This window comes from Leucobacter sp. WKLB1 (assembly GCF_059696215.1).
In genome coordinates this window covers 2489378-2514466 of the sequence record NZ_AP046115.1, presented here as the reverse complement: position 1 = coordinate 2514466, position 25089 = coordinate 2489378, and the positions used below count along the sequence as shown (strand labels likewise).

23 protein-coding genes are annotated in these 25089 nt (G+C 66.9%); 17 read left to right on the top strand and 6 right to left on the bottom strand.

Going from position 1 to position 25089, the window contains the following annotated elements:
- Positions 1–20: 20 nt before the first annotated feature.
- The 7 genes from glmS to ACZF5Y_RS11410 all read left to right on the top strand — a co-directional run bounded on the left by glmS (position 21) and on the right by ACZF5Y_RS11410 (position 5601).
- Positions 21–1871, top strand: a complete 1851-nt coding sequence (glmS, locus tag ACZF5Y_RS11440) for a glutamine--fructose-6-phosphate transaminase (isomerizing) (protein WP_497532776.1) — start codon at positions 21–23, stop codon at positions 1869–1871.
- A gap of 53 nt (positions 1872–1924) precedes the next feature.
- Positions 1925–2299, top strand: a complete 375-nt coding sequence (locus tag ACZF5Y_RS11435; protein WP_497532774.1) for a holo-ACP synthase — start codon at positions 1925–1927, stop codon at positions 2297–2299.
- Positions 2300–2346: 47 nt separating this feature from the next.
- Positions 2347–2826 (top strand): tRNA (adenosine(37)-N6)-threonylcarbamoyltransferase complex ATPase subunit type 1 TsaE, encoded by a 480-nt coding sequence (gene tsaE / locus ACZF5Y_RS11430; RefSeq protein WP_497535335.1) that lies wholly within the window; start codon positions 2347–2349, stop codon positions 2824–2826.
- Positions 2823–3467: a tRNA (adenosine(37)-N6)-threonylcarbamoyltransferase complex dimerization subunit type 1 TsaB gene (tsaB, locus tag ACZF5Y_RS11425; RefSeq protein ID WP_497532772.1), complete on the top strand. Its 645-nt coding sequence runs from the start codon at positions 2823–2825 to the stop codon at positions 3465–3467. The genes tsaE and tsaB overlap by 4 nt, the downstream gene beginning before the upstream one ends.
- A gap of 26 nt (positions 3468–3493) precedes the next feature.
- Positions 3494–3970 (top strand): ribosomal protein S18-alanine N-acetyltransferase, encoded by a 477-nt coding sequence (gene rimI / locus ACZF5Y_RS11420; protein ID WP_497535334.1) that lies wholly within the window; start codon positions 3494–3496, stop codon positions 3968–3970.
- Positions 3967–5049 (top strand): tRNA (adenosine(37)-N6)-threonylcarbamoyltransferase complex transferase subunit TsaD, encoded by a 1083-nt coding sequence (tsaD, locus tag ACZF5Y_RS11415; RefSeq protein ID WP_497532771.1) that lies wholly within the window; start codon positions 3967–3969, stop codon positions 5047–5049. The genes rimI and tsaD overlap by 4 nt, the downstream gene beginning before the upstream one ends.
- Positions 5050–5175: 126 nt before the next feature.
- On the top strand, positions 5176–5601 hold the full coding sequence (locus tag ACZF5Y_RS11410; protein WP_497532770.1) for a hypothetical protein: 426 nt from the start codon (positions 5176–5178) through the stop codon (positions 5599–5601).
- A gap of 80 nt (positions 5602–5681) precedes the next feature.
- Here the strand turns inward: ACZF5Y_RS11410 and ACZF5Y_RS11405 are convergent, their stop codons facing one another.
- Entirely contained in the window at positions 5682–6956 is a 1275-nt protein-coding gene (locus ACZF5Y_RS11405) for a THUMP-like domain-containing protein (protein ID WP_497532768.1), read from the bottom strand.
- A gap of 5 nt (positions 6957–6961) precedes the next feature.
- Positions 6962–7420: a DUF4190 domain-containing protein gene (locus ACZF5Y_RS11400; protein ID WP_497532767.1), complete on the bottom strand. Its 459-nt coding sequence runs from the start codon at positions 7418–7420 to the stop codon at positions 6962–6964.
- A gap of 217 nt (positions 7421–7637) precedes the next feature.
- Between ACZF5Y_RS11400 and groES the strand changes: the two genes are divergently transcribed.
- The 8 genes from groES (at position 7638) to guaA (ending at position 17045) form a co-directional block, all read left to right on the top strand.
- A complete protein-coding gene (groES, locus tag ACZF5Y_RS11395; RefSeq protein ID WP_497532765.1) occupies positions 7638–7934 on the top strand; it encodes a co-chaperone GroES in 297 nt (98 codons plus the stop codon).
- 92 nt (positions 7935–8026) lie between these two features.
- Entirely contained in the window at positions 8027–8950 is a 924-nt protein-coding gene (gene rarD, locus ACZF5Y_RS11390; RefSeq protein ID WP_497532764.1) for an EamA family transporter RarD, read from the top strand.
- 73 nt (positions 8951–9023) lie between these two features.
- Entirely contained in the window at positions 9024–10526 is a 1503-nt protein-coding gene (gene guaB, locus ACZF5Y_RS11385) for an IMP dehydrogenase (protein ID WP_053352829.1), read from the top strand.
- Positions 10527–10748: 222 nt separating this feature from the next.
- A complete protein-coding gene (locus ACZF5Y_RS11380) occupies positions 10749–12779 on the top strand; it encodes a sunset domain-containing protein (protein WP_497532763.1) in 2031 nt (676 codons plus the stop codon).
- A 115-nt stretch (positions 12780–12894) separates the two neighbouring features.
- Positions 12895–14016, top strand: coding sequence for a GuaB3 family IMP dehydrogenase-related protein (locus ACZF5Y_RS11375; RefSeq protein WP_497532762.1), 1122 nt, complete (start codon positions 12895–12897; stop codon positions 14014–14016).
- Between the two features lie 9 nt (positions 14017–14025).
- Positions 14026–14886, top strand: coding sequence for an SURF1 family cytochrome oxidase biogenesis protein (locus tag ACZF5Y_RS11370; RefSeq protein ID WP_497532761.1), 861 nt, complete (start codon positions 14026–14028; stop codon positions 14884–14886).
- 55 nt (positions 14887–14941) lie between these two features.
- Positions 14942–15439 (top strand): DUF3817 domain-containing protein, encoded by a 498-nt coding sequence (locus ACZF5Y_RS11365; protein ID WP_497532759.1) that lies wholly within the window; start codon positions 14942–14944, stop codon positions 15437–15439.
- Between the two features lie 19 nt (positions 15440–15458).
- The gene (gene guaA / locus ACZF5Y_RS11360; RefSeq protein WP_497532757.1) at positions 15459–17045 is read left to right on the top strand and encodes a glutamine-hydrolyzing GMP synthase; all 1587 of its coding nucleotides are present in this window, start codon (positions 15459–15461) and stop codon (positions 17043–17045) included.
- Positions 17046–17350: 305 nt separating this feature from the next.
- Here the strand turns inward: guaA and ACZF5Y_RS11355 are convergent, their stop codons facing one another.
- Complete coding sequence (locus tag ACZF5Y_RS11355) at positions 17351–18196, bottom strand: Bax inhibitor-1/YccA family protein (protein WP_497532756.1); 846 nt, start codon at positions 18194–18196, stop codon at positions 17351–17353.
- Positions 18197–18318: 122 nt separating this feature from the next.
- Here ACZF5Y_RS11355 and ACZF5Y_RS11350 point away from each other — a divergent pair, with 122 nt between their 5' ends.
- A complete protein-coding gene (locus ACZF5Y_RS11350; protein ID WP_497532754.1) occupies positions 18319–19353 on the top strand; it encodes a glycerophosphodiester phosphodiesterase family protein in 1035 nt (344 codons plus the stop codon).
- On the opposite strand, the gene ACZF5Y_RS11345 is transcribed toward ACZF5Y_RS11350, so the two are convergent.
- Entirely contained in the window at positions 19331–20623 is a 1293-nt protein-coding gene (locus tag ACZF5Y_RS11345; RefSeq protein ID WP_497532753.1) for an acyltransferase family protein, read from the bottom strand. The two genes, ACZF5Y_RS11350 and ACZF5Y_RS11345, sit on opposite strands and share 23 nt — an antisense overlap.
- Entirely contained in the window at positions 20620–21630 is a 1011-nt protein-coding gene (locus tag ACZF5Y_RS11340) for an asparaginase domain-containing protein (protein WP_497532752.1), read from the bottom strand. The genes ACZF5Y_RS11345 and ACZF5Y_RS11340 overlap by 4 nt, the downstream gene beginning before the upstream one ends.
- Positions 21631–21721: 91 nt before the next feature.
- Between ACZF5Y_RS11340 and ACZF5Y_RS11335 the strand changes: the two genes are divergently transcribed.
- On the top strand, positions 21722–24277 hold the full coding sequence (locus tag ACZF5Y_RS11335) for an ATP-dependent helicase (protein WP_497532751.1): 2556 nt from the start codon (positions 21722–21724) through the stop codon (positions 24275–24277).
- Positions 24278–24333: 56 nt separating this feature from the next.
- Here ACZF5Y_RS11335 and ACZF5Y_RS11330 read toward each other — a convergent pair whose 3' ends face one another.
- Complete coding sequence (locus tag ACZF5Y_RS11330) at positions 24334–24963, bottom strand: TetR/AcrR family transcriptional regulator (RefSeq protein WP_497532750.1); 630 nt, start codon at positions 24961–24963, stop codon at positions 24334–24336.
- Positions 24964–25089: the final 126 nt, after the last annotated feature.

Below are 25089 nucleotides of genomic sequence, written 5' to 3'. Positions count from 1 at the left end.
CTGCCACTAAACTATGGCCCATGTGTGGAATCGTCGGATATGTCGGCCCTAACGACACCGTTGAAGTACTGCTCAACGGATTGCGTCGCCTCGAGTACCGCGGCTATGATTCGGCCGGAGTCGCAGTCGTGGACTCCGCCGGAACGCTGTCGGTGCGCAAGCGCTCGGGCAAGCTCGCCCGCCTGGAAGAACTGCTGGAGGCCAGCCCGCTCGACGCGGCGGGCACCGGTATCGGTCACACTCGGTGGGCAACCCACGGCGGCCCGACCGATGTCAACGCGCACCCGCACCTCGGGGACGACGGCAAGCTCGCGCTCATTCATAACGGCATCGTCGAGAACTTCGCCGAGCTGCGCACGGAGATCGAGGCAGACGGTATCGAACTGCTGAGCGAGACCGATACCGAGGTCGTCGCGGCACTGCTCGGGCGCGAATTCGCTCGCGTGGGCGACCTCGAAACCGCCTTCCGTTCGATCGTCGCCCGCCTGCACGGCACGTTCACTCTGCTCGCGATGCACCGAGATGAGCCCGGCAAGGTCGTCTCGGCGCGTCACCATTCGCCGCTCGTCATCGGGCTCGGCGACGGTGAGAACTTCTTGGGCTCGGACGTCGCCGCGTTCGTGTCGTCGACGCGACGAGCAGTGGCGGTCGGCGAAGACAACATCGCGATCATCACCCCCGACGAGGTTCGCATCACCGACTTCGCCGGCACTCCCATCGAGTTCGAGGAGTTCGAGGTCGAATGGGACGCCGAGGCGGCAGACAAGGGTGGCTGGTCCTCCTTCATGGCGAAGGAGATCACCGAACAGCCCGACGCGGTCGGCAACACGATTCGCGGGCGCCTCTCGGCCGCGGGCGTCGACATTCCTGAGCTCACTGCGCTGGGCGACGAACGCCTCGCAAACATCGAGCGCATCATCATCATCGCCTGCGGCACGGCGGCGTACGCCGGACAGGTCGGAGCCTACGCGATCGAGCAGTGGGCGCGCGTGCCCGTCGAGGTGCAGCTCAGCCACGAATTCCGCTACCGCGACCCGGTGCTCTCCGATCGCACGCTGGTGATCTCGGTCAGCCAGTCGGGCGAGACCATGGACACGCTCATGGCCGTCAAGTACGCCCTGGAACGCGGGGTCACCACGATCTCGGTGTGCAACACGCAGAGTGCGACCATTCCGCGCGAGTCTGATGCTGCGGTGTACACGCACGCCGGCCCGGAGGTTGCGGTCGCGTCGACCAAGGCCTTCGTCGCGCAGATCACAGCTCTCTACTTGATCGGGCTCCACCTGGGGCGCGTCCGCGGTGCGCTCTCGGCTGAAGACCAGGCACAGGCCGTCGAACAGTTCGAGGCGCTGCCCGCCAAGGTCGCCGAGGCGGTCGACACGCACGACCAGATCGCGCAGCTCGCGCACTGGATGGCCGACACTCGTTCGGTGCTGTTCCTGGGACGCCACGTCGGGTTCCCGATCGCACTCGAAGGTGCGCTCAAGCTCAAGGAGATCGCCTACATTCACGCCGAGGGCTTCGCCGCCGGCGAGTTGAAGCACGGGCCGATCGCGCTCATCGATCACGGTCAGCCGGTGTTCGTGCTGGTGCCGAGCCCGCGCACGTCGCCGCTCATGCACTCGAAGGTCGTCTCGAACATTCAGGAGATCCGGGCGCGTGGCGCGCGTGTCATCGCCATCGTCGAGAAGGGCGATACCGCCGTGCTGCCGTACGCCGACGATGTGGTCCGCCTTCCGCTGGCAGATGCATTCTTCGAGCCGCTGCTGCAGGTCGTTCCGCTGCAGTGGTTCGCGCTCGAGCTGTCGTCGGTCAAGGGACTCGATGTCGACCAGCCGCGCAACCTCGCGAAGTCGGTCACGGTCGAGTAGTCGATGCACTCGCGCCGAACGAGGTTCGGCGCGAGTCGTGTGAGGAGCAGGTCATGATTCTCGGGATCGGGGTCGACACGGTCGACATCGCCCGGTTCGAGCGCACGCTTGCGCGTTCGCCGAAGCTGCAGGATCGCCTGTTCACCGTCGGCGAGCGCGTGCGCCCGCTGCATTCACTCGCGGCACGTTTCGCCGCGAAGGAAGCGCTCATCAAGGCGCTCGGCGGTTCGGGCGAACTGCGCTGGCACGATATGGAGATCACCCGCGAGCGGGATCGCCCCCCGCGATTCGTGCCGAGCGAGCGATTGCAGCGTGCCCTTGCCGAGCGCGGTGCCGGGCTGCCGCATGTCTCGATGACGCACGACGGCGGGTTCGCGACGGCATTCGTCGTGCTCGAAACTGCGGCCACTGCAGGAGCTGCGGAGTGAGCGCGCAGCGCATCGTCGAGACGTGGCATCCCAACTACCCCGACGCGATGCATGACCTGGGGGTGCAGCTCGGGCGTGTGCTCCGCGCCGGCGACCTCGTCATTCTCACGGGGCCGCTGGGCGCGGGCAAGACGACGTTGACCCGGGGGATCGGTGAGGGGCTGGGGGTGCGCGGCCCGGTGCAGAGCCCGACGTTCGTGCTCGCCCGCACTCATCCTTCACTGAGCGACGGCCCGCCGCTCGTGCACGTCGATGCGTATCGTGTGCGCGATGCCGAAGAGCTCGACGATCTCGACCTCGATTTTGAAGGGTCCGTAGTCGTCGCCGAGTGGGGTGCCGGCGTCGTCGATACTCGGTCGCACTGGATCGAGATCGTGATTGAGCGCCCGGTCGGAAGCGCTGACGATGATGGAGCGGGTATCTCGGCCGGCGCCCCGCTTCAGGACTGGTCTGAGACGCTGGTCGAACCCCGAACGGTGACGATTACCGCGTGGGGCGCACGATGGGCAGAAGGAGTGCTGCAATGAGCGAAGTCGCTCCGGAACTCGGCGAGCACGTGCTGCTCGCCATCGACACCGCGATCGGCACAAGCGTAGCGGTGGGGGCGGCCGGCCGCGTCACGGTGGCCTCGAGCGATGACGCGCGCGGTCACGCTGAAGCCATCGGCCTGCTGCTCGAACGGGCATTCGCCGAATCCGGAGTGTCTCCCGCCTCGATCACCGGCGTCGTCGCCGGGATCGGGCCCGGCCCGTTCACCGGCCTGCGCGTCGGCATCTCCGCCGCGCACGCGTTCGCGACGGGGCGGCGCGTGCCGCTGCTGCCCGTGCAGGGGCATGAGGCGGTGGCGCTCGAGGTCTTGGAGCAGGGGGCCGCGTCGAGCGTCCGCGTCGTGCAAGACGCCCGTCGACGCGAGCTGTTCGTGACGGAGTTCCGTGCGCTGGACTGGGCCGGAATTCCCGAACCGGTCGCGGGGCCGAGGCTCTGGGCACGCGCGGACTTCGCCGAGCAGCCGGGTGACGTCTGGCCCGAGCGCATCCCCGCGGCGTCGCTGGTGCGTCTCGCCGCGCGCCGGCTCGCGACGGGCCTGGCATTCGACGACGATCGTGCGCGATACCTGCGGGCTCCGGATGTCGTGCAGCCCGGTGCCCCGAAGCGCGTGTCGACGTGACGAACGGCGATCCGGCACCCCTGGCGATGCGCGACGCGACTCTGGATGACGTGCCGCAGATCTGGGCACTCGAGGTCGAGGTCTTCGGCGCGGAGGCCTGGAGTGAATCGATGGTGCGGGAGGAAATCGTGGGTGACCACCGCACCTACCTCGTGCTCACTGATGCCGGGGGATCGGTGCGCGGCTACGCCGGCCTCCTCGCCGTGGGAACCGAGGCGGACGTGCAGACGATCGCGCTCTCGGCGTCATCGCGCGGCGCTGGTGACGGGCGCCGCTTGATGAACGCACTGCTCGACGATGCCGATGCGCGTGGCGTGCGAGAAGTCTTCCTCGAAGTGCGCGCGGACAATCCGGTAGCGCAGCGGTTGTACACCTCCCTCGGGTTCGCCGAGATCGGGGTGCGCCCCCGCTACTACCAGCCCGACGGCGTGGATGCCGTTGTGATGAGACTTGAGATGCGGCGCCGCGAGGGTCGCACGAACGGAGAGGCGGAACGGTCATGACGGTGCGCGAACCGCTCGTGCTCGGCATCGAGACGAGCTGCGACGAGACAGGCGTCGGCATCGTGCGCGGGCGCACCCTGCTCGCAAACGCTATTGCTTCGTCGATGGATGAGCACGCGCGGTTCGGAGGCGTCGTGCCCGAGGTGGCAGCGCGTGCGCATCTCGAAGCCATGACGCCCACGATCGAGCGCGCACTCGCCGACGCCGGGGTGCAGCTCGACGAGCTCGACGCCATCGCGGTGACCTCCGGCCCCGGGCTCGCGGGTGCGCTGATGGTCGGCGTCTCCGCGGCGAAGGCGCTCGCGATCGCGCTCGACAAGCCGCTCTACGCGGTCAACCATCTCGTCGGCCATGTCGGCGCCGACCTGTTGCACGGCGAGGGATTGCGCGAGGCCGTCGGTGCGGTCGGAGAACTCGAGTTGCCGACCATCGCGCTGCTGGTGTCGGGCGGGCACACCTCGCTGCTGCTCGTGCGCGATTTGGTCGGCGACGTCGAACTGCTCGGGGAGACCATCGATGATGCGGCGGGGGAGGCCTTCGATAAAGTGGCTCGTCTGCTCGGGCTCCCGTATCCCGGGGGCCCGCAGATCGATCGGGTTGCCGCGGATGGCGACCCGAACGCGATCCGCTTTCCGCGCGGGCTCACCCGGCCCAAAGATTTGGAACGGCATCGGTATGACTTCTCCTTCTCCGGGCTGAAGACTTCGGTCGCGCGCTGGGTCGAGCAGCAGGTGTCTGCCGGAGCCGAGATTCCCGTTGCCGATGTCGCGGCGAGCTTTCGTGAAGCCGTAGCCGACGTGCTGCTCACGAAAGCGATTGCCGCCTGCCGCGACCTCGGCGTGCCGCGACTGCTGCTCGGCGGAGGCGTTGTCGCGAATGCACGCGTGCGAGCACTTGCGGCAGAGCGTGCGGCCGGTGCGGGTATCCAGCTCCGCGTGCCACCGCTCTCGCTGTGCACCGATAACGGTGCGATGATCGCGTCGCTCGGGGCGCAGCTTGTCGCGGCGGGGCATGCACCCTCAGGGCTCGGATTCGGGGCGGACTCGACACTGCCGGTGCAGCAGGTGCAAGTCGGGTGACGGGCGGTCGGCGACGAATTTCGTCGTCACATGCGCAGGAAATGCGTGCATCAGTCGAACCTGAGCGTTATCTTTGAAGAGCGAATTGGGGAATACGCCTCATCGATGCTTGATCGAAGGAGAATCATGTCCGACAACCTGCCTGGCAACGAACCCGCTGCGGGCCCGGTGCCGCCTGCCGCTCCGAGCGCATCATCGGTGCCGCCGGCTCCGTCTGCGCCCGCCGCTCCCGGAGTTCCCGCGTACGCCGGAGCTCCGGTGCAACCGAAGGGTCTCGCGCTCTCGTCGCTGATCGTCGGTATCGTCAGCCTCGTGCTCTCATGGCCGCTGAGTGTCATCGGTATCATCGGCGGCATCGTCGCGCTGGTACTGGGCATCGTCGCACGCAAGAAGGGCCAGTCCAAGGGGCTCTCGCTGACCGGTATCATCACTGGTTCGATCGCGATTGTGCTCGGCATTATCGTGCTGATCCTCGTCGCCGTGGTGTTCGCGTCGGTGGTCAACGACCCGAACCTGCAGCAGCAGCTGCAGGAGCAGCTCGACCAGCAGTAAGCAGGAATCACTGCACCCACATGCACAAGGGCCCGGAAGCTTCGGCTTCCGGGCCCTTGTGCATCTGCGGCAGGCGCCCGTCAGCAGCGCTCGGTCAGCAGTGTGATGTGCTTGCCGGCCGCATCGCGCGTCAGCACGAGTGTCGCGCTGCGATCGCCTCGGAGTTTCAAACGTGTGCGCAACTGCGCCGGGTCGATGTCGGCTCCGCGCTTCTTGATCTCAAGCCGACCGATACCGCGAGCCGCGAGCTCGCGCCGCAGATCTTTCTCGCGTGAGGGCAACGCATCGAGCACGCGGAAGGACTGCACGAACGGTGACGCAGTGAGCGTGTCGCTCGTCAGGTAGGCGATGTGTGCATTGATCATCCCGGCGCCGAGCTCGTCGGCAACCGCTCCGATGAGGCGCGCGCGAATCACCGCACCATCGGGTTCGTGCAGGTAGGAACCGAGTGGGCGCACCTGTGCATCGGGAGCATCGGCCGCGGCCGTGAGCTCGTGGGTCTCGGCGCCGCGATGCAGCAGCGCGGCACGCTTCACGCCCGTGCGGGCCGCACCGCCGAACCACAGTGCGGTTTCGACGACCTGCCCGTCGACCGAGACCCATTGCGCCTCGGCATCGTCGGGGATAAGATCGCGGTCGAGCCCCGGCCCCAGCTTCACCCCGACGGGCAGCCGATCTGCGAGGCCGAATGCGAAATTGAGGGACGGCGAGTAGTCGTCGGGGGAAGCGATGCGGCGAGTGTCGCGATGCCCGGCGGTGCGACGAGCCGGATCGAGAAAGGCGCCGTCAGCGCGATCGAGAGCGAACTGCGTGGCATCCCCGCAGGTCACCTCGGGTGCCGGTGCCCCGGTGCTGCGGGCGACGACCCCGACGTTCGCTGCGGCGAGCCGCGCGGTGAACGGATCGAGTTCGACGGCGAGGGGCGAGATGCCCGCTTCGAGGAGTGCGATCGACTCCGTGCCGATCCCGCACCCCAAATCTGCGACCCGAGTGCAACCTGCGTCGCGGAATCTGGCGGCGTGGCCGCGAGCGACAACCATGCGGCTCGCCTGCTCGAGGGCGGCAGGGGTGAAGAGCAGGGACCGCGACAGCTCACCGAACTTCGCTGAGGCCTTGCGCTGCAGCGCGCCTTGCGTGAGTACCGCGGCGACCAACTCGGGGGCGGACCCCGCGGCGCGCAGGCGACGGTTGAGCGAATCCGCGGTCTCGCCGGCTTCGAGGGCGTCTCCCACCAGCGCGAGCGCTTCGAGGCCGTCCGGGGTCAGCAGTGCGTTCCAGCCCGGCAGGGCGCCGGCAGCAGTCGGCCCCGGGACGGGATCCCGGGGCCGGTGCGGCTCATGAGCCGATGCGTGCATGCGGTTCAGTAGCTGTAGGGGTCGTACCCCGAGTCGAACCCGGAGAACGCGGCCCCGAGTGACGCGATCATCGTGATGACGAAACCGACGTACAGCACGACGAAGAGGGCGACGAGCACGAAGTAGGCGTAGCCGATGATCAGCCCGGTGAGCGCAATGCCCCGACCGGCGTCGCCCGTGCGCTTGATCTGGCTCAGGCCCATGTGACCGAACACGATCGCGGCGACCGGAGCGATGAACGCGAGGATGATCGCGAGCAGTGCGAAGGTGTTCGTCTGCGCGAGTGTCGTCGCCGTCGACGCGGGCACGGGTTGCCGGTAGGGCTGCGCGGCATAGCCGTTTGGGGCTCCGTACGGCGCCGCTGCGCCGGCGGGGGCCTGCGGGAACGCCTGCGTCGGCGCGGCAGACGATGCGAGATCGGGGAGCGGGGTAGTCGGCTGCTCCGGGTACTGGGGTGTGGACATTGCGGCTCCTCCAGAACGATTCGGTGCGACGGACCCGTCGAGGCGCCATCGCGGGCGTACTCCACATTGTAGGCGCGGCGTTCGCTGTCGGCGATCCTGGCTGACACGGTTGGCACTCCCCTTGCACGAGTGCCAACCGGAGCCATAGACTCGGACCTAGACGCGCTCGCATGGGGTGGGCGCGAACTCACTTTCAGACATTGGAAAGAGGTCAACCGTGTCGGTCGCCATCAAGCCGCTCGAGGATCGAATCGTTATCAAGCAGGTCGAGGCAGAGCAGACCACCGCTTCCGGTCTCGTCATTCCCGATAGCGCCAAGGAGAAGCCCCAGGAGGGCGAGGTCGTCGCAGTGGGCCCGGGCCGCGTCTCCGACGCGGGCACCCGCATTCCGCTCGATGTCGCCGTGGGCGACGTCGTGATCTACTCGAAGTTCGGCGGCACCGAGGTCAAGGTCGGCGGCGACGACTACCTCGTGCTCTCGGCTCGCGACATTCTCGCGGTCGTCACGCGCTAAGCATCGCGTTCTCGCACAGCGGCCCCGATGATCCGGACGGATCGTCGGGGCCGCTGTCGTATTCGCGGGGTCGGCGGTCGTAGACTGATTCGATGGGGCAGACGCGTGCAGGGCTCGGATTCGGTCTCGGCGCGTACCTCTGGTGGGGTGCGTTCCCGTTCTACTTCGGCCTCATCGCGATGGTCGGTCCGTTCGAGGTGGTGCCGTGGCGCGTCGCCACATCGCTGCTCTTCTGCGCGCTGCTCGTCACGGCGACGCGCAAGTGGGCTCAGGTGCTGACGATCCTGCGCACACCGCGCCTGCTCGGCTGGTTCGCCCTCTCCGCGCTGTTTTTGTACGCGAACTGGCAGATTTTCGTCATCGGTGTCATGACCGGGCACGTGCTCGAGACGGCGCTCGGCTACTTCATCAACCCCCTCTTCACGATCCTCATCGGCGTGATCGTGCGCAAAGAACGACTGACCCGCTTGCAATGGGTCGCCGTGGGCATCGCCGGCGTCGGGGTGCTCATCGCCGCGATCGCGTACGGATCGTTCCCGTGGATCGCACTCGGTATCGCGCTCTCGTTCGGCCTGTACGGTGCGGTGCACAAGCACGCGGGGGAGTCCGTCGACGGCATCACCGGGCTCACGGTTGAGACGATCGCCACGCTGCCGATCGCCGCCGTGCAGCTCGCCATCATCGCCACGACGACCGGGATCACCGCGTTCTCGTTCGGTGCCGATATCACCGTTCTCGTGTTGCTCAGCGGCATCGCGACCGCAGTGCCGCTGATCCTGTTCGGCGAGGCTACGCGGCGGTTGCCGCTGTCGTACATCGGATTCCTGCAGTTCCTCACACCGATTCTCAGTTTCCTCTACGGCACGTTCGTGACGCACGAGGAGATCACGGTCGGGCGTTGGATCGGCTTCATCGGGGTATGGATCGCGCTCGTGATCCTCATCATCGATATGGTGCGCACGCTGCGGCGTTCGCCGTCGGCGCAGGTGACCACCGCCCCCATACCTTTAGACTGAGATGCAGCACGGGTGCCGCATCCGGCGACCCGCGAATCTCTGACAGACCCACTCCCAGATAGATAGAGGTTCCATGGAACAGCGTGACCCCTTCGCGTTCACCGGCCTGACCTACGACGATGTGCTGCTGTTGCCGGCGCACACCGACGTCATCCCGAGCGAGGCGGACACGTCCACTCAGCTCACACGGCGCATCCGCCTGAACATCCCGCTGATCTCAGCGGCAATGGACACGGTCACCGAAACCCGCATGGCGGTGGCCATGGCGCGCAACGGCGGCCTCGGCATTCTGCACCGCAACCTCTCGATTCAGGATCAGGCCGAGATGGTCGACCGGGTCAAGCGCAGCGAAGCCGGCATGATCACCAACCCCGTGACGACGTCGGTCGACGCGACGGTGGCCGAGGTCGACGCGCTGTGCGGCGAGTACCGCGTTTCGGGGCTGCCCGTCGTCGATTCGAACGATGTGCTGCTCGGCATCATCACGAACCGCGACATGCGATTCATCGATCCGAAGGATCGCTCGCAGGTGCGGGTGGCCGACGCCATGACGAAGATGCCGCTGATCACCGGCCCGCGTGGCATCTCGCGCGAAGACGCAGCAGCGATCTTCCGACAGCACAAGATCGAGAAGCTGCCCCTCGTCGACGGCGAAGGGCGACTCACCGGGCTCATCACGGTCAAAGACTTCGACAAAGAAGAGCAGTACCCGCTCGCGACGAAAGACGAAGCCGGGCGACTCCGCGTCGGCGCGGCGGTCGGTTTCTTCGGTGATGCATGGAAGCGCGCGGGTGCACTGGTCGACGCGGGAGTTGACGTGCTCGTCGTCGACACCGCGAACGGTGACAGCAAGGGCGTGCTCGACATCATCGCCAAGATCAAGGCCGACCCGGCGTTCGCCGCGGTCGACGTGATCGGCGGCAACGTCGCGACCTACTCGGGCGCGAAGGCGATCGTCGACGCCGGTGCCGATGCGGTGAAGGTGGGCGTCGGGCCCGGCTCCATCTGCACCACGCGCGTCATCGCGGGTGTGGGCGTGCCCCAGGTCACCGCGGTGTACGAGGCTGCGAAGGCCGCAACGCCGGCGGGTGTGCCGGTCATCGCCGATGGCGGGCTGCAGTACTCAGGCGACATCGCGAAGGCGCTCGTCGCGGGCGCATCATCGGTGATGATGGGTTCGCTGCTCGCGGGCACGGATGAAAGCCCGGGCGACCTGGTCTTCGTCGGGGGCAAGCAGTTCAAGAACTATCGCGGCATGGGGTCGCTGGGCGCGCTGCAGACGCGCGGCGAGCGCACGTCGTACTCCAAGGACCGCTACTTCCAGGCCGACGTGCCGAGCGACGAGAAGCTCATTCCCGAGGGCATCGAGGGTCAGGTGCCCTACCGCGGCCCGGTCGGTGCCGTCAGCCACCAGATGATCGGCGGGCTGCGGCAGTCGATGTTCTACGTGGGGGCGCGCACCATCGTCGATCTCAAGGAGCGCGGCAACTTCGTGCGCATTACCGCGGCGGGGCTCAAGGAATCGCACCCGCACGATGTGCAGATGGTCGTCGAAGCGCCGAACTACAAGCGCTAAGCAGTTCGCGTCGCGGGCCCGGGTCGGTTTCGATCCGGGCCCGCGGTGTATCCGGCCGGATCACCGACACGCGTGGGGATCCGCGTCGCGGGTGAACTGGCGGGTGAAGTTCCGACTCGGCCCTGCTGCAGTGGCGTCCGCATCACTAGGATCGCGCTCATGGCTTTTTCTCAGGAAACGCATCCGACGTTCAGATTCGCTCGGCGTCGATGGAGTGGCACGATGCTCGCGTGTGCGCTCGTCACCGGTCTTGCCGTGTCGGCGATCGGAACCCCGGCTCCGGCGCAGGCAGTGGGCGCTGCGGATCCTGCGACCACCGCACCGATCACCGAGGTGCTCGACGCCCCAGTGGAGGGGGCGAATCCAGAAGACGCGGCTCCTGCAGACCCGGCTCCGTCGACCGAGACAGCTCCCGAGGTCGAATTCGCCGCACCGGGTGTGTCGGTGTCGCCAGCCAACATCGAGCTCGGGGACGCCGCGGTTACCGTCGCCGTGCAAATTTCGTATGCGGCGGGTGATCCCGCAGCCGATCATGAACCATTCAGTGAACTGCGCAACGGCACTGCGGTGAAGCCGGTCACGGGGTGGCAGCGTTCGATGGGAGAGTCCGGCGAACTCACATGGACGGCGTCCGTGGCGTTCGACGGTAGCGACCGAATCGGGGTCTGGGCCCTGACCGGCCCTGACCCGCTGCTTACCGGAACGCTCATGGCGCTGCCAGAGACGCTGCGCGCCACCGCCGCGCCGATCGTTTCAGGGTCCTTCGCGGTGGGCTCGACCCTGCAGGCGACCTCCGGCACCTGGGCGCCGAGCGTGCCGCAGGCACCGAGCGTCGCACTGCAGTGGCTCCGTAACGGTGAGGCGATCCCGAATGCGACCGCGGCGACGTACACCCTGACGCCTGCAGACGCTCAGGCGAAGATCAGCGTGCGCGCCACGGCGACGCGCGCAATTCCAGGGGTCGATATTCCCGTCACCGCGGTGTCGGTCTCGGCCGAGCGCGCGGTCGGGGTGGGGCAGACGCAGGCGGGCCAGGTCGCGATCAGTGGCACCCCGCAGATGGGGCAGGACCTGACCGCGAAGACCTCGGGATGGACGACGGGTTCGGCGCTGAGCTACCAGTGGAAGCGCAACGGGGCGGTGATTCCGGGAGCGACGCAGGGCCGCTACCGGCTCACCCCGGGCGACGTGAATCGTGCCATCTCGGTGACCGTCACCGGGCGACTGGCGGGGTACGCGGATGCGTCACGCACCTCGTCAGCCTCGAAGGCCGTCGTCGCGGCTGCGCTCCGCACCGCGACCCCGAAGATCACGGGCACCGCGGTCGTCGGGAAGAAATTGCAGGCGAGCGCGGGCACCTGGACCACCGGGGCCAAGCTCACCTATCAGTGGAAGCGCAACGGCACTGCGATCCGCGGTGCCACGAAATCGTCGTACACGCTCGTTGCAGCCGATGGCGGCGCCCGGGTCACGGTCGCCGTCACCGGATCACTTGCCGGCTACCGCAACGCCAGCACCACCTCCGCCGCGAAGTCCGTGTTGCGCCTGCTCGCTCCCGTCACCCCGAAGATCGTCGGCGCCGCGCAGGTGGGGTCGACAGTGAGTGCGCAGACGGGCTCGTGGAAGCCGGTCTCGCCGAAATTCTCTTATCAGTGGCTGCGCGACGGTTCCGCCATTCGGGGCGCGACGGGCGCGAGCTATCGCGTCGCCTCCGCCGACGCGGGGAAGACGCTCTCGGTGCGAGTGACCGGCACGAAATCGGGGTACCAGTCAGCGACGCGCACCTCGGCCGTGAAGCGTGTGCCGAAGGTACTGAAAGCCGGGAACCCGCGCATTTCTGGGAGCGCCACGGTGGGGTCGAGGCTCTCGGGCTCGGCAGGGTCGTGGACGGCCGGCACCACGCTGCGCTACCAGTGGTATCGCAGCGGCGTGGCCGTGCCCGGTGCCACGGGCACAAGCTACTGGGTGGGGGCGGCCGATGTCGGCCACACCATCACGCTGTACGTCGCCGGATCGAAGAGCGGCTACGTCTCGACCGCGCGTTCGACCGGACCGACGCGCGTGGTGAGCTACCCCAGCCGCACGACGCCCTACGGCTGGGATTGCCCGGCCTGGGCTCCGATCAAGGGGAACGCCAGTTCGCGGATCTACCACGTGCCGGGCGGGGCGTACTACTCGCGAACAAAGCCCGAGGAGTGCTTCGCGACGAGGTGGGCTGCCGAACAAGCCGGGTACCGTGCGTCGATGCGCTGAGCCGAACGGGCCTCCAGCTCGAGTTGCCATCGATTCGATCCCGCGGCCCGTTCGGCGCCCCCTGGATCACCCGTCGGGCTCGGCGCGTTCAGCCCGCTCCAGATAGACTGGTCGGGTGAGCAACGAGATCGAGATCGGGCGCGGCAAGCGTGCACGCCGCGTGTACACCTTCGATGAGATCGGCATCGTGCCCACGCGGCGCACGCGCGATCCTGAACTCGTCTCGACCTCCTGGTCGATCGACGCGTTCCACTTCGACATTCCGGTGCTCGGCGCACCCATGGACTCCGTCATGTCGCCGGCAGCGGCCATCGCGCTCGGCGAGCTCGGCGGCCTCGGAGTGCTCAACCTCGAGGGCTTGTGGACGCGGCACGAGAACCCTGAGCCGCTGCTCGAAGAACTGGCGCAGATCACCGACGAGCGTGCCGCCATCGCACGCATGCGCGAACTCTACGCCGCGCCGATCCAGCCCGAGCTCATCACGGCACGACTGAGCGAGATTCGCGAAGCCGGCGTCACGGTCGCAGGTGCGCTCTCGCCGCATCGCACCGCCGAATTCACCGATACCGTCGTCAAGGCGGGCGTCGACCTGTTCGTGATCCGCGGCAACACGGTGTCGGCGGAGCACGTCTCGGAAGAGGGTCGCGAGCCGCTCAACCTCAAGGAGTTCATCTACGAGCTCGATGTTCCGGTGATCGTCGGCGGCGCAGCAACCTATCAGTCGGCACTGCACCTCATGCGTACCGGAGCCGCGGGCGTGCTCGTCGGGTTCGGTGGGGGAGCCTCTTCGACGACGCGCGCCACGCTGGGCATTCGCGCTCCAATGGCGAGCGCGATCGCCGATGTTGCGGGCGCTCGCTCTGACTACCTTGACGAGTCGGGCGGCCGGTACGTGCACGTCATCGCCGACGGCGGCCTCGGCACGTCGGGCGACCTGATCAAGGCGATCGCCTGCGGTGCAGACGCCGTCATGCTCGGTGCCGCATTGGCAAAGGCCTCGGATGCTCCCGGCCGCGGGTGGCACTGGGGGCAGGAAGCGCACCACGAAGATCTGCCGCGCGGCAAGCGCGTCGCTGTCGATCCGGTGGCTCCCCTTGCCGAGATCGTGAACGGCCCCGCGCACGTCGCCGACGGGAGCGCGAACCTCGTCGGTGCGCTGCGCCGGGCGATGGCGACGACCGGCTACTCGGAGCTCAAGGAGTTCCAGCGCGTCGGCGTCGTGTACGCCGAACGCTAAGCGAGCATTTTGGCACGCAGTAAGCCGGAATACCTGGGCGAGCCGACCCTCGCCCAGGTCATGTGGCGACCGCGCTGGATTCTGGCACTGCTGCTCGCGCTCGGCATTGCCGTCGCGTTCGCCGCGCTAGCGCAGTGGCAAGCGGGGGTCGCCGTGCAGAACCAGACGCAGCAGCACGTCGATACCGAGTCGGTGCGCCCGCTGTCAGAGGTCACGTCGTTCGACCGAGGCGTGACAGACGCAGGGGCCGGCGTCGTCGTGCAACTCGACGGAACCTTCGTTCTCGAAGACTTCTCTGTGGTGTCTCCCCGCGATAACGACGGCCGCACCGGAGCCTGGGTCGTCGGGCACCTCATCACCAGCGGCGAGCACGCCGAGGCAGGCGCGAGTCTGTCGGTCGCGGTGGGGTGGGCGCCCAGCGCCGACGACGCGCGCCGCATCGCCGAGAAACTGTCGGGTGAACCCGCATTTGCGGCCACCGCGTCGCTCACCGGGCGCTACATGCCGCCGGAGGGGCCGCAGGTGCCGGATCGCGATGAAGATCCGCAGACCCAGCACACCATGGTGCCCGCCGCGCTCGCCAACCAGTGGCAGGTCGTTGAGGGCCCCGTCTACTCGGGGTATCTGGTGCTGCATGATGACTCGGGCTCACGTCCGATGCTCGACGCAGCCGGTCTCGATCCGGTCGATTCGGTCGCACCGCTGCCGGCTGAAACCGTCAACTGGTTGAACGTGTTCTACGCGATCGAATGGGTCGTGTTCGCCGGGTTCGCCATCTTCTTCTGGTACCGACTTGCACGGGATGCCTGGGAGAAAGAACACGAACTCCTGCTGCTCGAAGCTGGCGCAGACGCCGAATCTGACTCCTGACCCCTCCTCCGACGCTGTGCGAGCGGTGTCAGAGGCCCGCCGTAGAATGGATCCCATGCAGTTGCAGCCCAAGCCCGCCGATTTCCCGCGCATCCGTAAAGCGCTGAGCTTCTACAAGGTCACCTCGGTGATCACCGGCGTCATGCTGTTGCTGCTGTGCGCAGTCATGGTGATGAAGTACGCGTTCAACGTGCAGCTGTTCCTCTTCACCCCCGACGGGTTCGCGCACTTCTACGAACTCGCTCCCGCGGGGCTCGAATCCGACTTCCAAGCGAACGGGTTCGATCTGTTCAAAGCGATCCTCATCGCCCACGGCTGGTTCTACGTCGTCTACCTGATCTCCGACTTCCTGCTGTGGAGCCCGATGCGCTGGGGCTTCGGCAAGTTCCTGCTCATCGCTCTCGGCGGGGTGATTCCGTTCATGTCGTTCTTCCTCGAGGCGCGCATCGTGCGCCAGGTGAACGGCACCCTCGCAACACTCGGGAACGCGACCGACTCGGCCGCCGGCCCCGCCTCGTCCTCATCCGCTGCGGCCTCGTCCGCGACTTCCTGAAAGGCTCACTGGAGCGAACATGACGATTCAGTCGGAACAGCCGGGGCACCGCCCCGTACTCGTCGTCGATTTCGGTGCGCAGTACGCGCAGCTGATCGCGCGACGCGTGCGCGAGGCCGGAGTGTATTCGGAGCTCGTACCTCACACCATCACCGCGGCAGAGGTGCAGGCGCGCAACCCGCTCGGTATCGTGCTCTCGGGCGGGCCGTCATCGGTGTACGAAGAGGGCGCTCCGTCATTCGATGACAGCGTCTTCGAGCTCGGTGTTCCCGTGCTCGGCATCTGCTACGGCTTCCAGGTGATGGCGCGTGCACTCGGCGGCACCGTCGGCAATACCGGCGACCGTGAGTACGGCGCCACCGACGCGACGCTCGTCGGCGACGGCGGTGCGATTCTCGGCGGCCAGCCGGCCGAGCAGAACGTTTGGATGAGTCACGGCGATGCGGTGCAGGAAGCCCCTGCGGGCTTCGAGGTGCTCGCGAAGACTGCTGTGACCCCGGTCGCCGCCTTCGGCTCGGCCGAGCGCAAGCTCTACGGCGTGCAGTGGCACCCTGAAGTGAAGCATTCGGATCACGGCCAGAAGATCCTCGAGAACTTCCTCCACCACGTCGCCGGTATCGCTCCCGACTGGAATGCGGGCAACGTCATCGCCGAGCAGATCGAGCTCATCCGTCAGCAGGTGGGCAACGCACGCGTCATTTCCGCACTGTCGGGCGGCGTGGACTCGGCCGTCTCGACCGCTCTCGTGCACGAAGCGATCGGCGACCAGCTCACCGCGGTGTTCGTCGATCACGGTCTGCTGCGCAAGGGCGAGCGCGAACAGGTCGAGAAAGACTACGTCGAGTCGACGGGTGTGCGACTCATCACCGTGGAGGCCGCAGACACGTTCCTCGGCCATCTCGCGGGCGTCACCGACCCCGAAGAGAAGCGCAAGATCATCGGCCGCGAGTTCATTCGCGCGTTCGAGCAGGTGCAGCGCGACCTGGTCGCTGAGGCCAAGGCCGAGGGCGAACCCATCAAGTTCCTCGTGCAGGGCACGCTGTACCCCGACGTCGTCGAGTCGGGCGGCGGTTCGGGCACCGCGAATATCAAGTCGCACCACAACGTCGGCGGTCTTCCCGATGACCTCGATTTCGAACTGATCGAACCGCTGCGCGCCCTGTTCAAGGACGAGGTGCGTGCGATCGGTCGTGAACTCGGTATTCCCGAGGCGATCGTCGGCCGCCAGCCGTTCCCCGGCCCCGGCCTCGGCATTCGCATCGTCGGCGAAGTCACCCGCGAGCGTCTCGAGGTGCTGCGCGAGGCCGATGCGATTGCTCGTGCCGAGCTCACGGCCGCCGGTCTCGACAACTCGATCTGGCAGTGCCCGGTCGTGCTGCTCGCAGACGTACGCTCCGTAGGCGTGCAGGGCGATGGCCGCACCTACGGTCACCCGATCGTGCTGCGCCCGGTCTCGTCAGAAGACGCGATGACTGCCGACTGGACCCGCGTGCCCTACGACGTGCTGGCCCGAATCTCGAACCGCATCACGAACCAGGTTCCGGAGGTGAACCGAGTGGTGCTCGACGTCACGTCGAAGCCGCCGGGAACCATTGAGTGGGAGTGAGCGCGTAAGGATTGCCCATTTCTGGGCAATCCTCGCTCACTCCGAGACCGTCTCGGTCTCGGTCCGCTCGGCGAGCGGGAAGGCGAGAGCCCGGCCTTCGGCCGGGCTCTTCCCGTTTCGTGGCGTTCATGCGATCGGTCGATGCATGTCGCGAGTCACCCTTGCGCGGCCGAGTTACCGCACCGATTCGCGATTTCGGCGGTGGCTCGAGAGAAAGACGGTGGCTCAGGAAGAGCACCGTCCCACCTCACACGAAAACGGGCCCGGCGCCGAAGCGCCGAGCCCGTTCGTGTGCGAGGAGATCGCTAGTTGTTGCCGCGCAGAATCGCGAGGATGCGCAGAATCTCGACGTAGAGCCAGATCAGCGTCACCATGAGGCCGAAAGCGGCCGACCAGGCCCACTTCTCGGGCACGCGATTGCGCACGCCGTTCTGGATCAGCTCGAAGTCCATGACCAGCGAGTACGCGGCCAGCAGCACGGCGAGTCCACCGATGACGACGCCCAGGGGGAGCCAGCCGAAGAGCAGCGCTCCGCGCATGCCCCACGGATCCTGGTTGACGCCGGTGAGCATCAGCACGAGGTTAACGACCGAGAAGGCGAGGTAGCCGAAGATCGCGACCATGAAGATCTTGTTCATCTTGGGGCTGGTGCGCACCTTGCCGCTGCGGAAGAGCAGCAGCGTCACGCCGAATACGGCGAGTGTGCCGATGATCGCCTGCGAAACGATGCCCGACCACTGCGATTCGAAGATGCCAGAAATGCCGCCGAGGAAGACGCCCTGGAACACCGCGTACAGCACGATGAGGGGCACGCTGGGCTGCTTCTTGAACGAGTTCACGAGGCCGAGCACCAGGCCGATGACTGCCGCGGGGAACATTAGCACCGGCACGAACCAGCCGACCGCGCCGAACGCGAGCACGATGACGAACAGCAGCACGGTCTTGGAGATCGTGTTCTCGTAGGTCATCGGCTTGTCGGAGGGCGCGACCACCGGGGGCTGCTGCGCGCCGAAGCCGGCGTCGGTGGCGGGCGTATCGACACCGGGGCGCTGCGTCTGCGCAGCGGGCTGGTCGTAAATGCGGCGCAGCTCGTCAGCGCTAAGTGTCTTACCGTTGAGTGCGGGGTTGTTACTGAGAGCCGGATTGCTCATGCGTCGGAATCCTTTCCAGGCGTATGGGACACGCCCAGTCTACGGAGTGAGCGCTTCGGATGCGCTGTGACTTTTGGACGCCGTTCACCCAGGGCGTAGCGCCGCAGCTCTAGGCTGGGCACATGGTCAGCTCACGCCCCAGCCCACTCGTCATCGGTCATCGCGGGGCATCTGGATACCGCCCGGAGCATACGCTCTCGGCCTATCGTCTCGCGTGCGAGCTCGGCGCCGACCTGGTGGAGCCCGACATCGTCGCCACGAGTGATGGAGTGCTGGTCGTGCGGCACGAGAATGAGATATCCGGGACGACCGACGTGGCGGATCACCCGGAGTTCGCCGAGCGCCGCACGTCGAAGGTGGTGGACGGCGAGAGTCTCGAGGGCTGGTTCACCGAGGACTTCACCTGGGCCGAGCTCGAAACCTTGCGGAGCAGAGAGCGGATGCCCCGTGTGCGCCCCGGCAACACCGCATTCGACGGGCAAGAGGGGATTCTGCGCCTCAGCGATGTCTTTGCCGTCGTTGATGCGCAGAGCGCCGCGCTCGATCGTGAGGTCGGGGTCGTGGTTGAGGTGAAGCACGCGCGCTTCTATGCTGATCGCGGCATTGACCTCGCTGAGCTCCTCATCACCGCGCTCTCGGCTGCCGGATGGGACGACCGGCCGGATCGTCTGGTGATCGAATCATTCGAGCTGGGCGTGCTCGACCAGCTGCGCGAAGCTGGCTTGCGCGCCGCATTCGTCTTTCTCGCTGAGCACTTCGGGTCACCGGCAGACGAGCCGGTCGGCGATGCACCGCCGCGCAGCTACGCCTGGTACCGCAGTGACGCCGGTCTCGACGCGCTCGCGGCGCGCGTGCACGGCATCAGCGTGGCCAAAGAGAACCTGCTCCGCCGTGATGTGCTGGGCCGGGCGATCGGGCCGACCAACCTCGTCGACCGGGCCCATGCCCGCGGCCTTCGGGTGTTCACCTGGACGCTCAGGCCCGAGAACCGCTCGCTCAATGCGCGCTTCCAGACCGATGCGGGTCGCATCGAGTGGGGCGACTGGCATTCCGAATTCGCGATGATCGCGGCCTCGGGAGTCGACGGCATCTTCGTGGATCATCCGGATCTCGGCGTGATGATCCGCGACGGCGTTACGGAGACCGCAGCGGGGTGATGCGTCTGCCGCGCACCAGTACCACGGCGAGCGCGAGTGCTCCGGTGCCCGCGGCTGCGGTGACGAGGCCGAGCGCATCGACGGTGACCCAGAACGCCCCGCCGAATGCCGCGAGGGCGGCGATGCAGATGGCGAGGTTGCCCGTTTTCCGTGACGCATAGGTCACGGGTACCCGTTCGAACCGCGAGAGCGGCACGGCGAGGGCGATGACGGCGGCGACCACGACGAGGTAGACGATCGGCCGCGTCGCCCACCACAGTGGAGAAGCGGGTGTCGGCCCGCCCCCGGGCAACAGCAGCCCCAGACCGGTGATCGCGATGATGAGGGGCAGGTGCCACAGGTACACCGTCATCGCACGCGCGCCGACGAGGTATGCGACGCCCTGCACGGGGCGCAGACGGATGAGGGAGCGCAGTGCGGGTCGCAGCAGCTCGAAGAGCGCGAGCTGGGCGATGCCGAGCAACACCAACGAAACGGTCGGCGGGTTCAGATTCTGCAGCATGTCTGCCGAGTCCCAACCCGCCGCGACGCCGGCTCCCAGCGCGGCGTACGCGGATGCGGCGATGGCAATGAGCAGCCACACCCCACCTGGTCGGGCGCGAAGCCGCTCGGTCGATCCGTCGAGCAACAGGAATCCGAGTTGCTGCACGAACCACCAGACGAACGCGAAGTTCAGCCAGCCGATTGCCACGAATCCGGTGGCGATCCGGATCGCATCGACTCCGATCGCCAGCACTGCGAGGGCGATCAGCGTCTGCCACCGCCAGCGCGCATGCAGCGCGGCGAAGACCGGTACGACGCACTGTGCGAGCAGAAATGCGGCGAGAAACCAGATCGGCGTTCCTGCGCCGGCAGCGACGGCGTCGAGCAGCGCCGCATCGATGCCCGCGGCGCGACCGGCGAGCAGCACGATGAGCCAGAAGACGAAGAACGGGAGTGCCGGGCGGGCAAGTCGTGCAACGCGTCCGCGCACGTAGGCCATCGCGGTGGCCCCGCGGGCGTGCGAGCTGCGCCACGAGCGGAGCCCGGTGAACCCGCCGAGCAAAAAGAAGAGGGGCATGATCTGGCCGACCCACGTTGCCGCCGCGAACCAGGGTTGTGCCTCGAGCGGCCGCGAGAGCTGCACCCCGCGCGTTCCGACGGTGGCGCCGATCATCAGGAGATGGATCAGTATGACCAGCAGCAGGCTCCCGATGCGCGCCGCATCGATGGACAGATCACGATCGCCAGGAACAACGGTCTGCCGCGGGCGCGCATCGGGGCGAGTCACGACTCGTGATCCGCCCGTTCGCCCACCAGATTGGCGTGCATCAGGAGACGGAGCTCGTCACCTGCGAACCCCCGGTCGAGCAGGTACCCGAGTTTCGCGGTCGCGGCTTCGACGGTGAGGTCGCCGCCGTCGATGACGCCGGCTGCGGCGAGTTCGCGGCCGACGGCGTAGCGATTGAGATCGACCCCACCGGTCACGCACTGCGTGACCGCGACGACCGGGAGTGCCGTGCAGAGCTCGCGCAGCGTTCCGAGCATGCCCGGGCGAGACATCGGGCCGTTACCGCTGCCGTAGCACTCGAGCACGAGGCCCTGCGGTCCGCCGCCGACGGCGGCGCGCAGATCGTCGGCGGTGACGGCAGGTACGAAACGGAACGTCAGGACACGGGCGGGTGCCGCGGAGGTTTCGGTGCGCGTTGTCGCGGTTTCGGAGGGTACGCCGGCGGAGTTCGCCGCGAGCGGCAACTCGGCTCGGAACGCGGTGAGCGAGACGCTGTCGTGCTTCGTCGTGCGCACCGCCGGCAGCAGGGCGCCACCGAAAGCGATTGCAGCGGGTGAGCCGGGAGCTGCTTTGACGGCGGCGCGAATCGCGAGCGTCAGGTTGTCGCCGGCATCGGTGCCTTGCGCGCCGTGCGGCAACTGGCTGCCGGTGATGACGATGGGCACGCCGAGGTCGGCGAGTTCAAACGCGAGGCGCGCCGCGGTGTACGCGAGCGTATCGGTGCCGTGCGTGATCACGACGCCTCGCGGGCGCTGCGTGCGTACGCGAGCGCGCACGGCGCGGGCGATCTTCGGAGCGGTTTCGGCGTCGGCGTTCGCGCTGTCGATGGCGGGGGAGAGATGGTTGACCCGATGATCGATGCCCAGCGGGGCGCAGATGCGATCGACGAGGGTTTCGAGCACGTCGGCGAAATCGGGATCGGGGGCGAGCCCGCCGTCGGTACTGCGCATGCCGATCGTGCCGCCGGTGGCGAAGACGAGCACGGAGGGGCGCGCGGAAACAGACATGCCTTCTATTGTGCGGGATCGCGAAGGGTCGAGCGTGCATCGCGCCGCACGCGGCCGAATGTCGGGGGCTGCTCGTAGACTGATCCGTACGATGAGCGAATTCGAACTACTGGACCCCTCGGGCATTCCGATTGGCGGCAGCGCAGGCGGCTCCGACCCGTTGGTCGACGGCCTGAACCCGGCTCAGGCGCGTGCGGTGGTCGCGCGTGGGCCCGCGCTGCTGATCGTTGCCGGTGCTGGGTCGGGCAAGACCCGCGTGCTGACGCACCGCATCGCCCATTTGATTCGCGAGAAAGAGGCCTGGCCGAGTCAGATTCTCGCGATCACCTTCACCAACAAGGCAGCTGCCGAGATGCGCGAACGCATCGAGGGGCTGCTCGGCGATGCGTCGCAGGGCATGTGGATCTCGACGTTCCACTCGGCATGCGTCCGTATCCTGCGCCGCGAGGCCGAGCGTTTCGGCTACGTGTCGGGCTTCACGATCTACGACTCCGCCGACTCGCGCGCACTGCTCAAACGCATCATCAAAGAACTCGACGCCGACACCTACGGCTTCACGCCGGCCAATTCGGGCTCCAAGATCTCGCGTCTGAAAAACGAGCTCACCGATGCCGATAGCTACTCGAGCACGATGAACGACAGCGACCCGCGCGAGCGGCTCTTCGTCGAGATCTTCAAGATGTATGAGCAAGAGCTTCGACGGGCGAACGCCTTTGACTTCGACGACCTGATCGGGCAGACGGTTCATCTGTTTCGGGCGCACCCCGATGTCGCCGCGATCTATCAGCGACGGTTTCGGCACATTCTCGTCGATGAGTACCAAGACACCAACCATGCGCAGTATTCGCTCATTCGCGAGCTCACACGGGCGATCGAGCCCGAAGAGGTCGAGCGGCTGGTGCCGCCCGCCCGCGATCGGGAGCTCGATGCCGACGGGCGAATCGCCGCTGCAAGCCTGACCGTCGTCGGCGACTCCGACCAGTCGATCTACGCCTTCCGCGGTGCCGATATCCGCAACATCGTCGAATTCGAGCGAGACTTCGCCCGCGCCGAAGTGGTGAAGCTCGAGCAGAACTACCGCTCCACCCAGAACATTCTGTCGGCGGCAAACGCGGTCATCGGCAACAACTTCGACCGCCAAGAGAAGCGACTCTGGACCTCGGAGGGCGATGGCGAGCGCATTGTCGGGTTCACCGGGTACTCGCAGCACGACGAAGCGCGGTTCGTCGCCGAAGAGATCGAAGATCTGCACCGCGGCGGCCTCGCCTACGGCGACGTTGCCGTCTTCTACCGTACGAACTCGCAAACACGTGCACTCGAAGAACTCCTCATCCGCTCGGCGATTCCCTATCGAGTGCTCGGTGGCACGAAGTTCTACGAGCGGGCCGAAGTGAAAGACGCGATGGCGTACCTCACGAGCATCGCCAACCCCTTTGACCCCATCGCATGGTCGCGACTCATCGGTGCGCCGAAGCGCGGCATCGGCGCGATGGCGGAAGCGCACCTCGCGAACTTCCAGGAGGCGCACGGGCTGTCGTTCCACGAAGCGATGCTGCGCGCAGATGAAGTCTCGGCTCTCGGCCCGAAGATCAAGGGCGCTGTGCGCCAGCTCGCCGATCTGCTGACCCGAGCCGCTCGAATGGCCGTGGGCGGCGGCGCGACCGATGTTGCCGGTGAGGCAGCGGTGCCGGCTCCGGTCGGCGACCTGCTGAAGCTCATCCTCGACGAGACCGAGATGATCGAGAAGCTCCGGGCGAAGCGTGATCCGCAAGACGATGCGCGAGCCGAGAACCTCGAGGAACTCGTCGCGGTGGCCCGAGAGTTCGATGCGAAGCAGCCCGGAGCCGGCCTGCTCGCGTTCCTCACCGAAGTGAGCCTGGTGGCGGCGGCTGACGACCTCGACGACTCGAGCGGCACGGTCTCGCTCATGACGATGCATACCGCGAAAGGCCTCGAGTTCAAGGCGGTGTTCATCACGGGCGTCGAAGAGGGGCTGCTGCCCCATCAGATGTCGGTCGACGAAGTCGGCGGTATCAGTGAGGAACGACGGTTGATGTACGTCGGAATCACTCGCGCCCGGGAACGCCTCTATCTCACGCTCGCGTCGACGCGAGCGACATTCGGCGATGTCTCGGTCGCGATGCCGTCGCGTTTCTTGCAAGAGATCCCAGAAGGCCTCATCGACTGGCGGCAGTCACCGGGCGAGGTGACGGGTCGCGGCGGCACCGCCTCGAGGGCGCTCAATGCACCGCGCAGTTCGACGGCCTCGTGGTCTTCGCGCACCCGCACTGATTCATCGGTGACGTTCTCCGGTGCCGGCGGCGGCTCTGGAGCCGCCGCCGTGAGCGAACCGGCCAGCGGCAACATGCAGTCGGCTCTCGACAAGTGGCGCGAACGGAAGCGTCTCGCGAAAGAAGCCCAGGCGGCCGGTGGCGGGTTCCCCAACCTCGTCGGGGGAGCGGTGCGCGACAACGGAGATCTCGAACTGGCGTCGGGAGATCGCATTCAGCACGAAGAATACGGGGCAGGGCGGGTGACCGGAATCTCTGGCATCGGTTCGAAACGCATCGCGCACGTCGTCTTCGACTCTGTCGGCGAGCGCAAACTGCTGGTAAAGCTCGCTCCGATCGAAAAGGTCGACGAGTAGACGCCGCAGCTTCGTTCTGAATCTCGGTGCGGAGGTCGCTTCGGAATCGGGGTCCGTTAGCCGAGCAGCTTGCGGTATTCCTCGGCAACGCTCATGAAATCGCTCTCGTCGGCATCCGTGTCCCCGCTCCCCGCAGACCAGACCGCCATCTGCGCAGACATCGCCCCGTGCACCAGTGCGAGTGCGAGCATCGACTCGCGCTCGGGCGAATCGAGTTTGGCGTGCTCGGGTCGAGCGCGCAGCCAAGCGGTCGCGACAATATTGAGCTGATATCCCGACTCGAGCAGTGACACCATCGTCAAGCGGCCTGCTTCGAGCTGCTCGTTCACGAGCCGCAGTCGATTGCGCGCGACTTCGGCGTTGATGTTGCGATGCCCGATCGCCGCGAAGAGCAAGCGGAAGAGGCCGAGTGGAAGGTTGTCTGGTGTGCTGTCGAGTACCGAGAAAGCGAGGTCGCCTTCCGGAATCTCGATGGCGCGGCCCACAATTGCGTCATCGCGTGACGGGAAGTAGTTGAAGAACGTGCTCCGAGAAATGTCGGCTCGCTCGCAGATCGCATCGACGGTGACGTTCTCGACGCCGAGTTCGAGTGCGAGAGCGACCGCCGATGACTCGATCGCGTTTTCGGTGCGGCGGCGTTTGCGGGCGCGCAGACCCTCGGGTGGGGCGGCCTCGATGGTGCTCACGTGATTGCTCTCCCGCTGCGCCGACTCGAGCGACTCCCCGGAGTGGGAGGGGCGGCGACGCAGTGCGATCGAGTGTAATCACGATCACTGAGAAAAGGGCAACGATCCCGCCGATGTTTTTCAGGA

Coding starts and splice junctions, on each gene's coding strand:
- glmS (WP_497532776.1), top strand. CDS start 21: ATGTGTGGAATCGTCGGATATGTCGGCCCTAACGACACCGTTGAAGTA.
- ACZF5Y_RS11435 (WP_497532774.1), top strand. CDS start 1,925: ATGATTCTCGGGATCGGGGTCGACACGGTCGACATCGCCCGGTTCGAG.
- tsaE (WP_497535335.1), top strand. CDS start 2,347: ATGCATGACCTGGGGGTGCAGCTCGGGCGTGTGCTCCGCGCCGGCGAC.
- tsaB (WP_497532772.1), top strand. CDS start 2,823: ATGAGCGAAGTCGCTCCGGAACTCGGCGAGCACGTGCTGCTCGCCATC.
- rimI (WP_497535334.1), top strand. CDS start 3,494: ATGCGCGACGCGACTCTGGATGACGTGCCGCAGATCTGGGCACTCGAG.
- tsaD (WP_497532771.1), top strand. CDS start 3,967: ATGACGGTGCGCGAACCGCTCGTGCTCGGCATCGAGACGAGCTGCGAC.
- ACZF5Y_RS11410 (WP_497532770.1), top strand. CDS start 5,176: ATGTCCGACAACCTGCCTGGCAACGAACCCGCTGCGGGCCCGGTGCCG.
- ACZF5Y_RS11405 (WP_497532768.1), bottom strand. CDS start 6,956: ATGCACGCATCGGCTCATGAGCCGCACCGGCCCCGGGATCCCGTCCCG.
- ACZF5Y_RS11400 (WP_497532767.1), bottom strand. CDS start 7,420: ATGTCCACACCCCAGTACCCGGAGCAGCCGACTACCCCGCTCCCCGAT.
- rarD (WP_497532764.1), top strand. CDS start 8,027: ATGGGGCAGACGCGTGCAGGGCTCGGATTCGGTCTCGGCGCGTACCTC.
- guaB (WP_053352829.1), top strand. CDS start 9,024: ATGGAACAGCGTGACCCCTTCGCGTTCACCGGCCTGACCTACGACGAT.
- ACZF5Y_RS11380 (WP_497532763.1), top strand. CDS start 10,749: ATGCTCGCGTGTGCGCTCGTCACCGGTCTTGCCGTGTCGGCGATCGGA.
- ACZF5Y_RS11365 (WP_497532759.1), top strand. CDS start 14,942: ATGCAGTTGCAGCCCAAGCCCGCCGATTTCCCGCGCATCCGTAAAGCG.
- guaA (WP_497532757.1), top strand. CDS start 15,459: ATGACGATTCAGTCGGAACAGCCGGGGCACCGCCCCGTACTCGTCGTC.
- ACZF5Y_RS11355 (WP_497532756.1), bottom strand. CDS start 18,196: ATGAGCAATCCGGCTCTCAGTAACAACCCCGCACTCAACGGTAAGACA.
- ACZF5Y_RS11350 (WP_497532754.1), top strand. CDS start 18,319: ATGGTCAGCTCACGCCCCAGCCCACTCGTCATCGGTCATCGCGGGGCA.
- ACZF5Y_RS11340 (WP_497532752.1), bottom strand. CDS start 21,630: ATGTCTGTTTCCGCGCGCCCCTCCGTGCTCGTCTTCGCCACCGGCGGC.
- ACZF5Y_RS11335 (WP_497532751.1), top strand. CDS start 21,722: ATGAGCGAATTCGAACTACTGGACCCCTCGGGCATTCCGATTGGCGGC.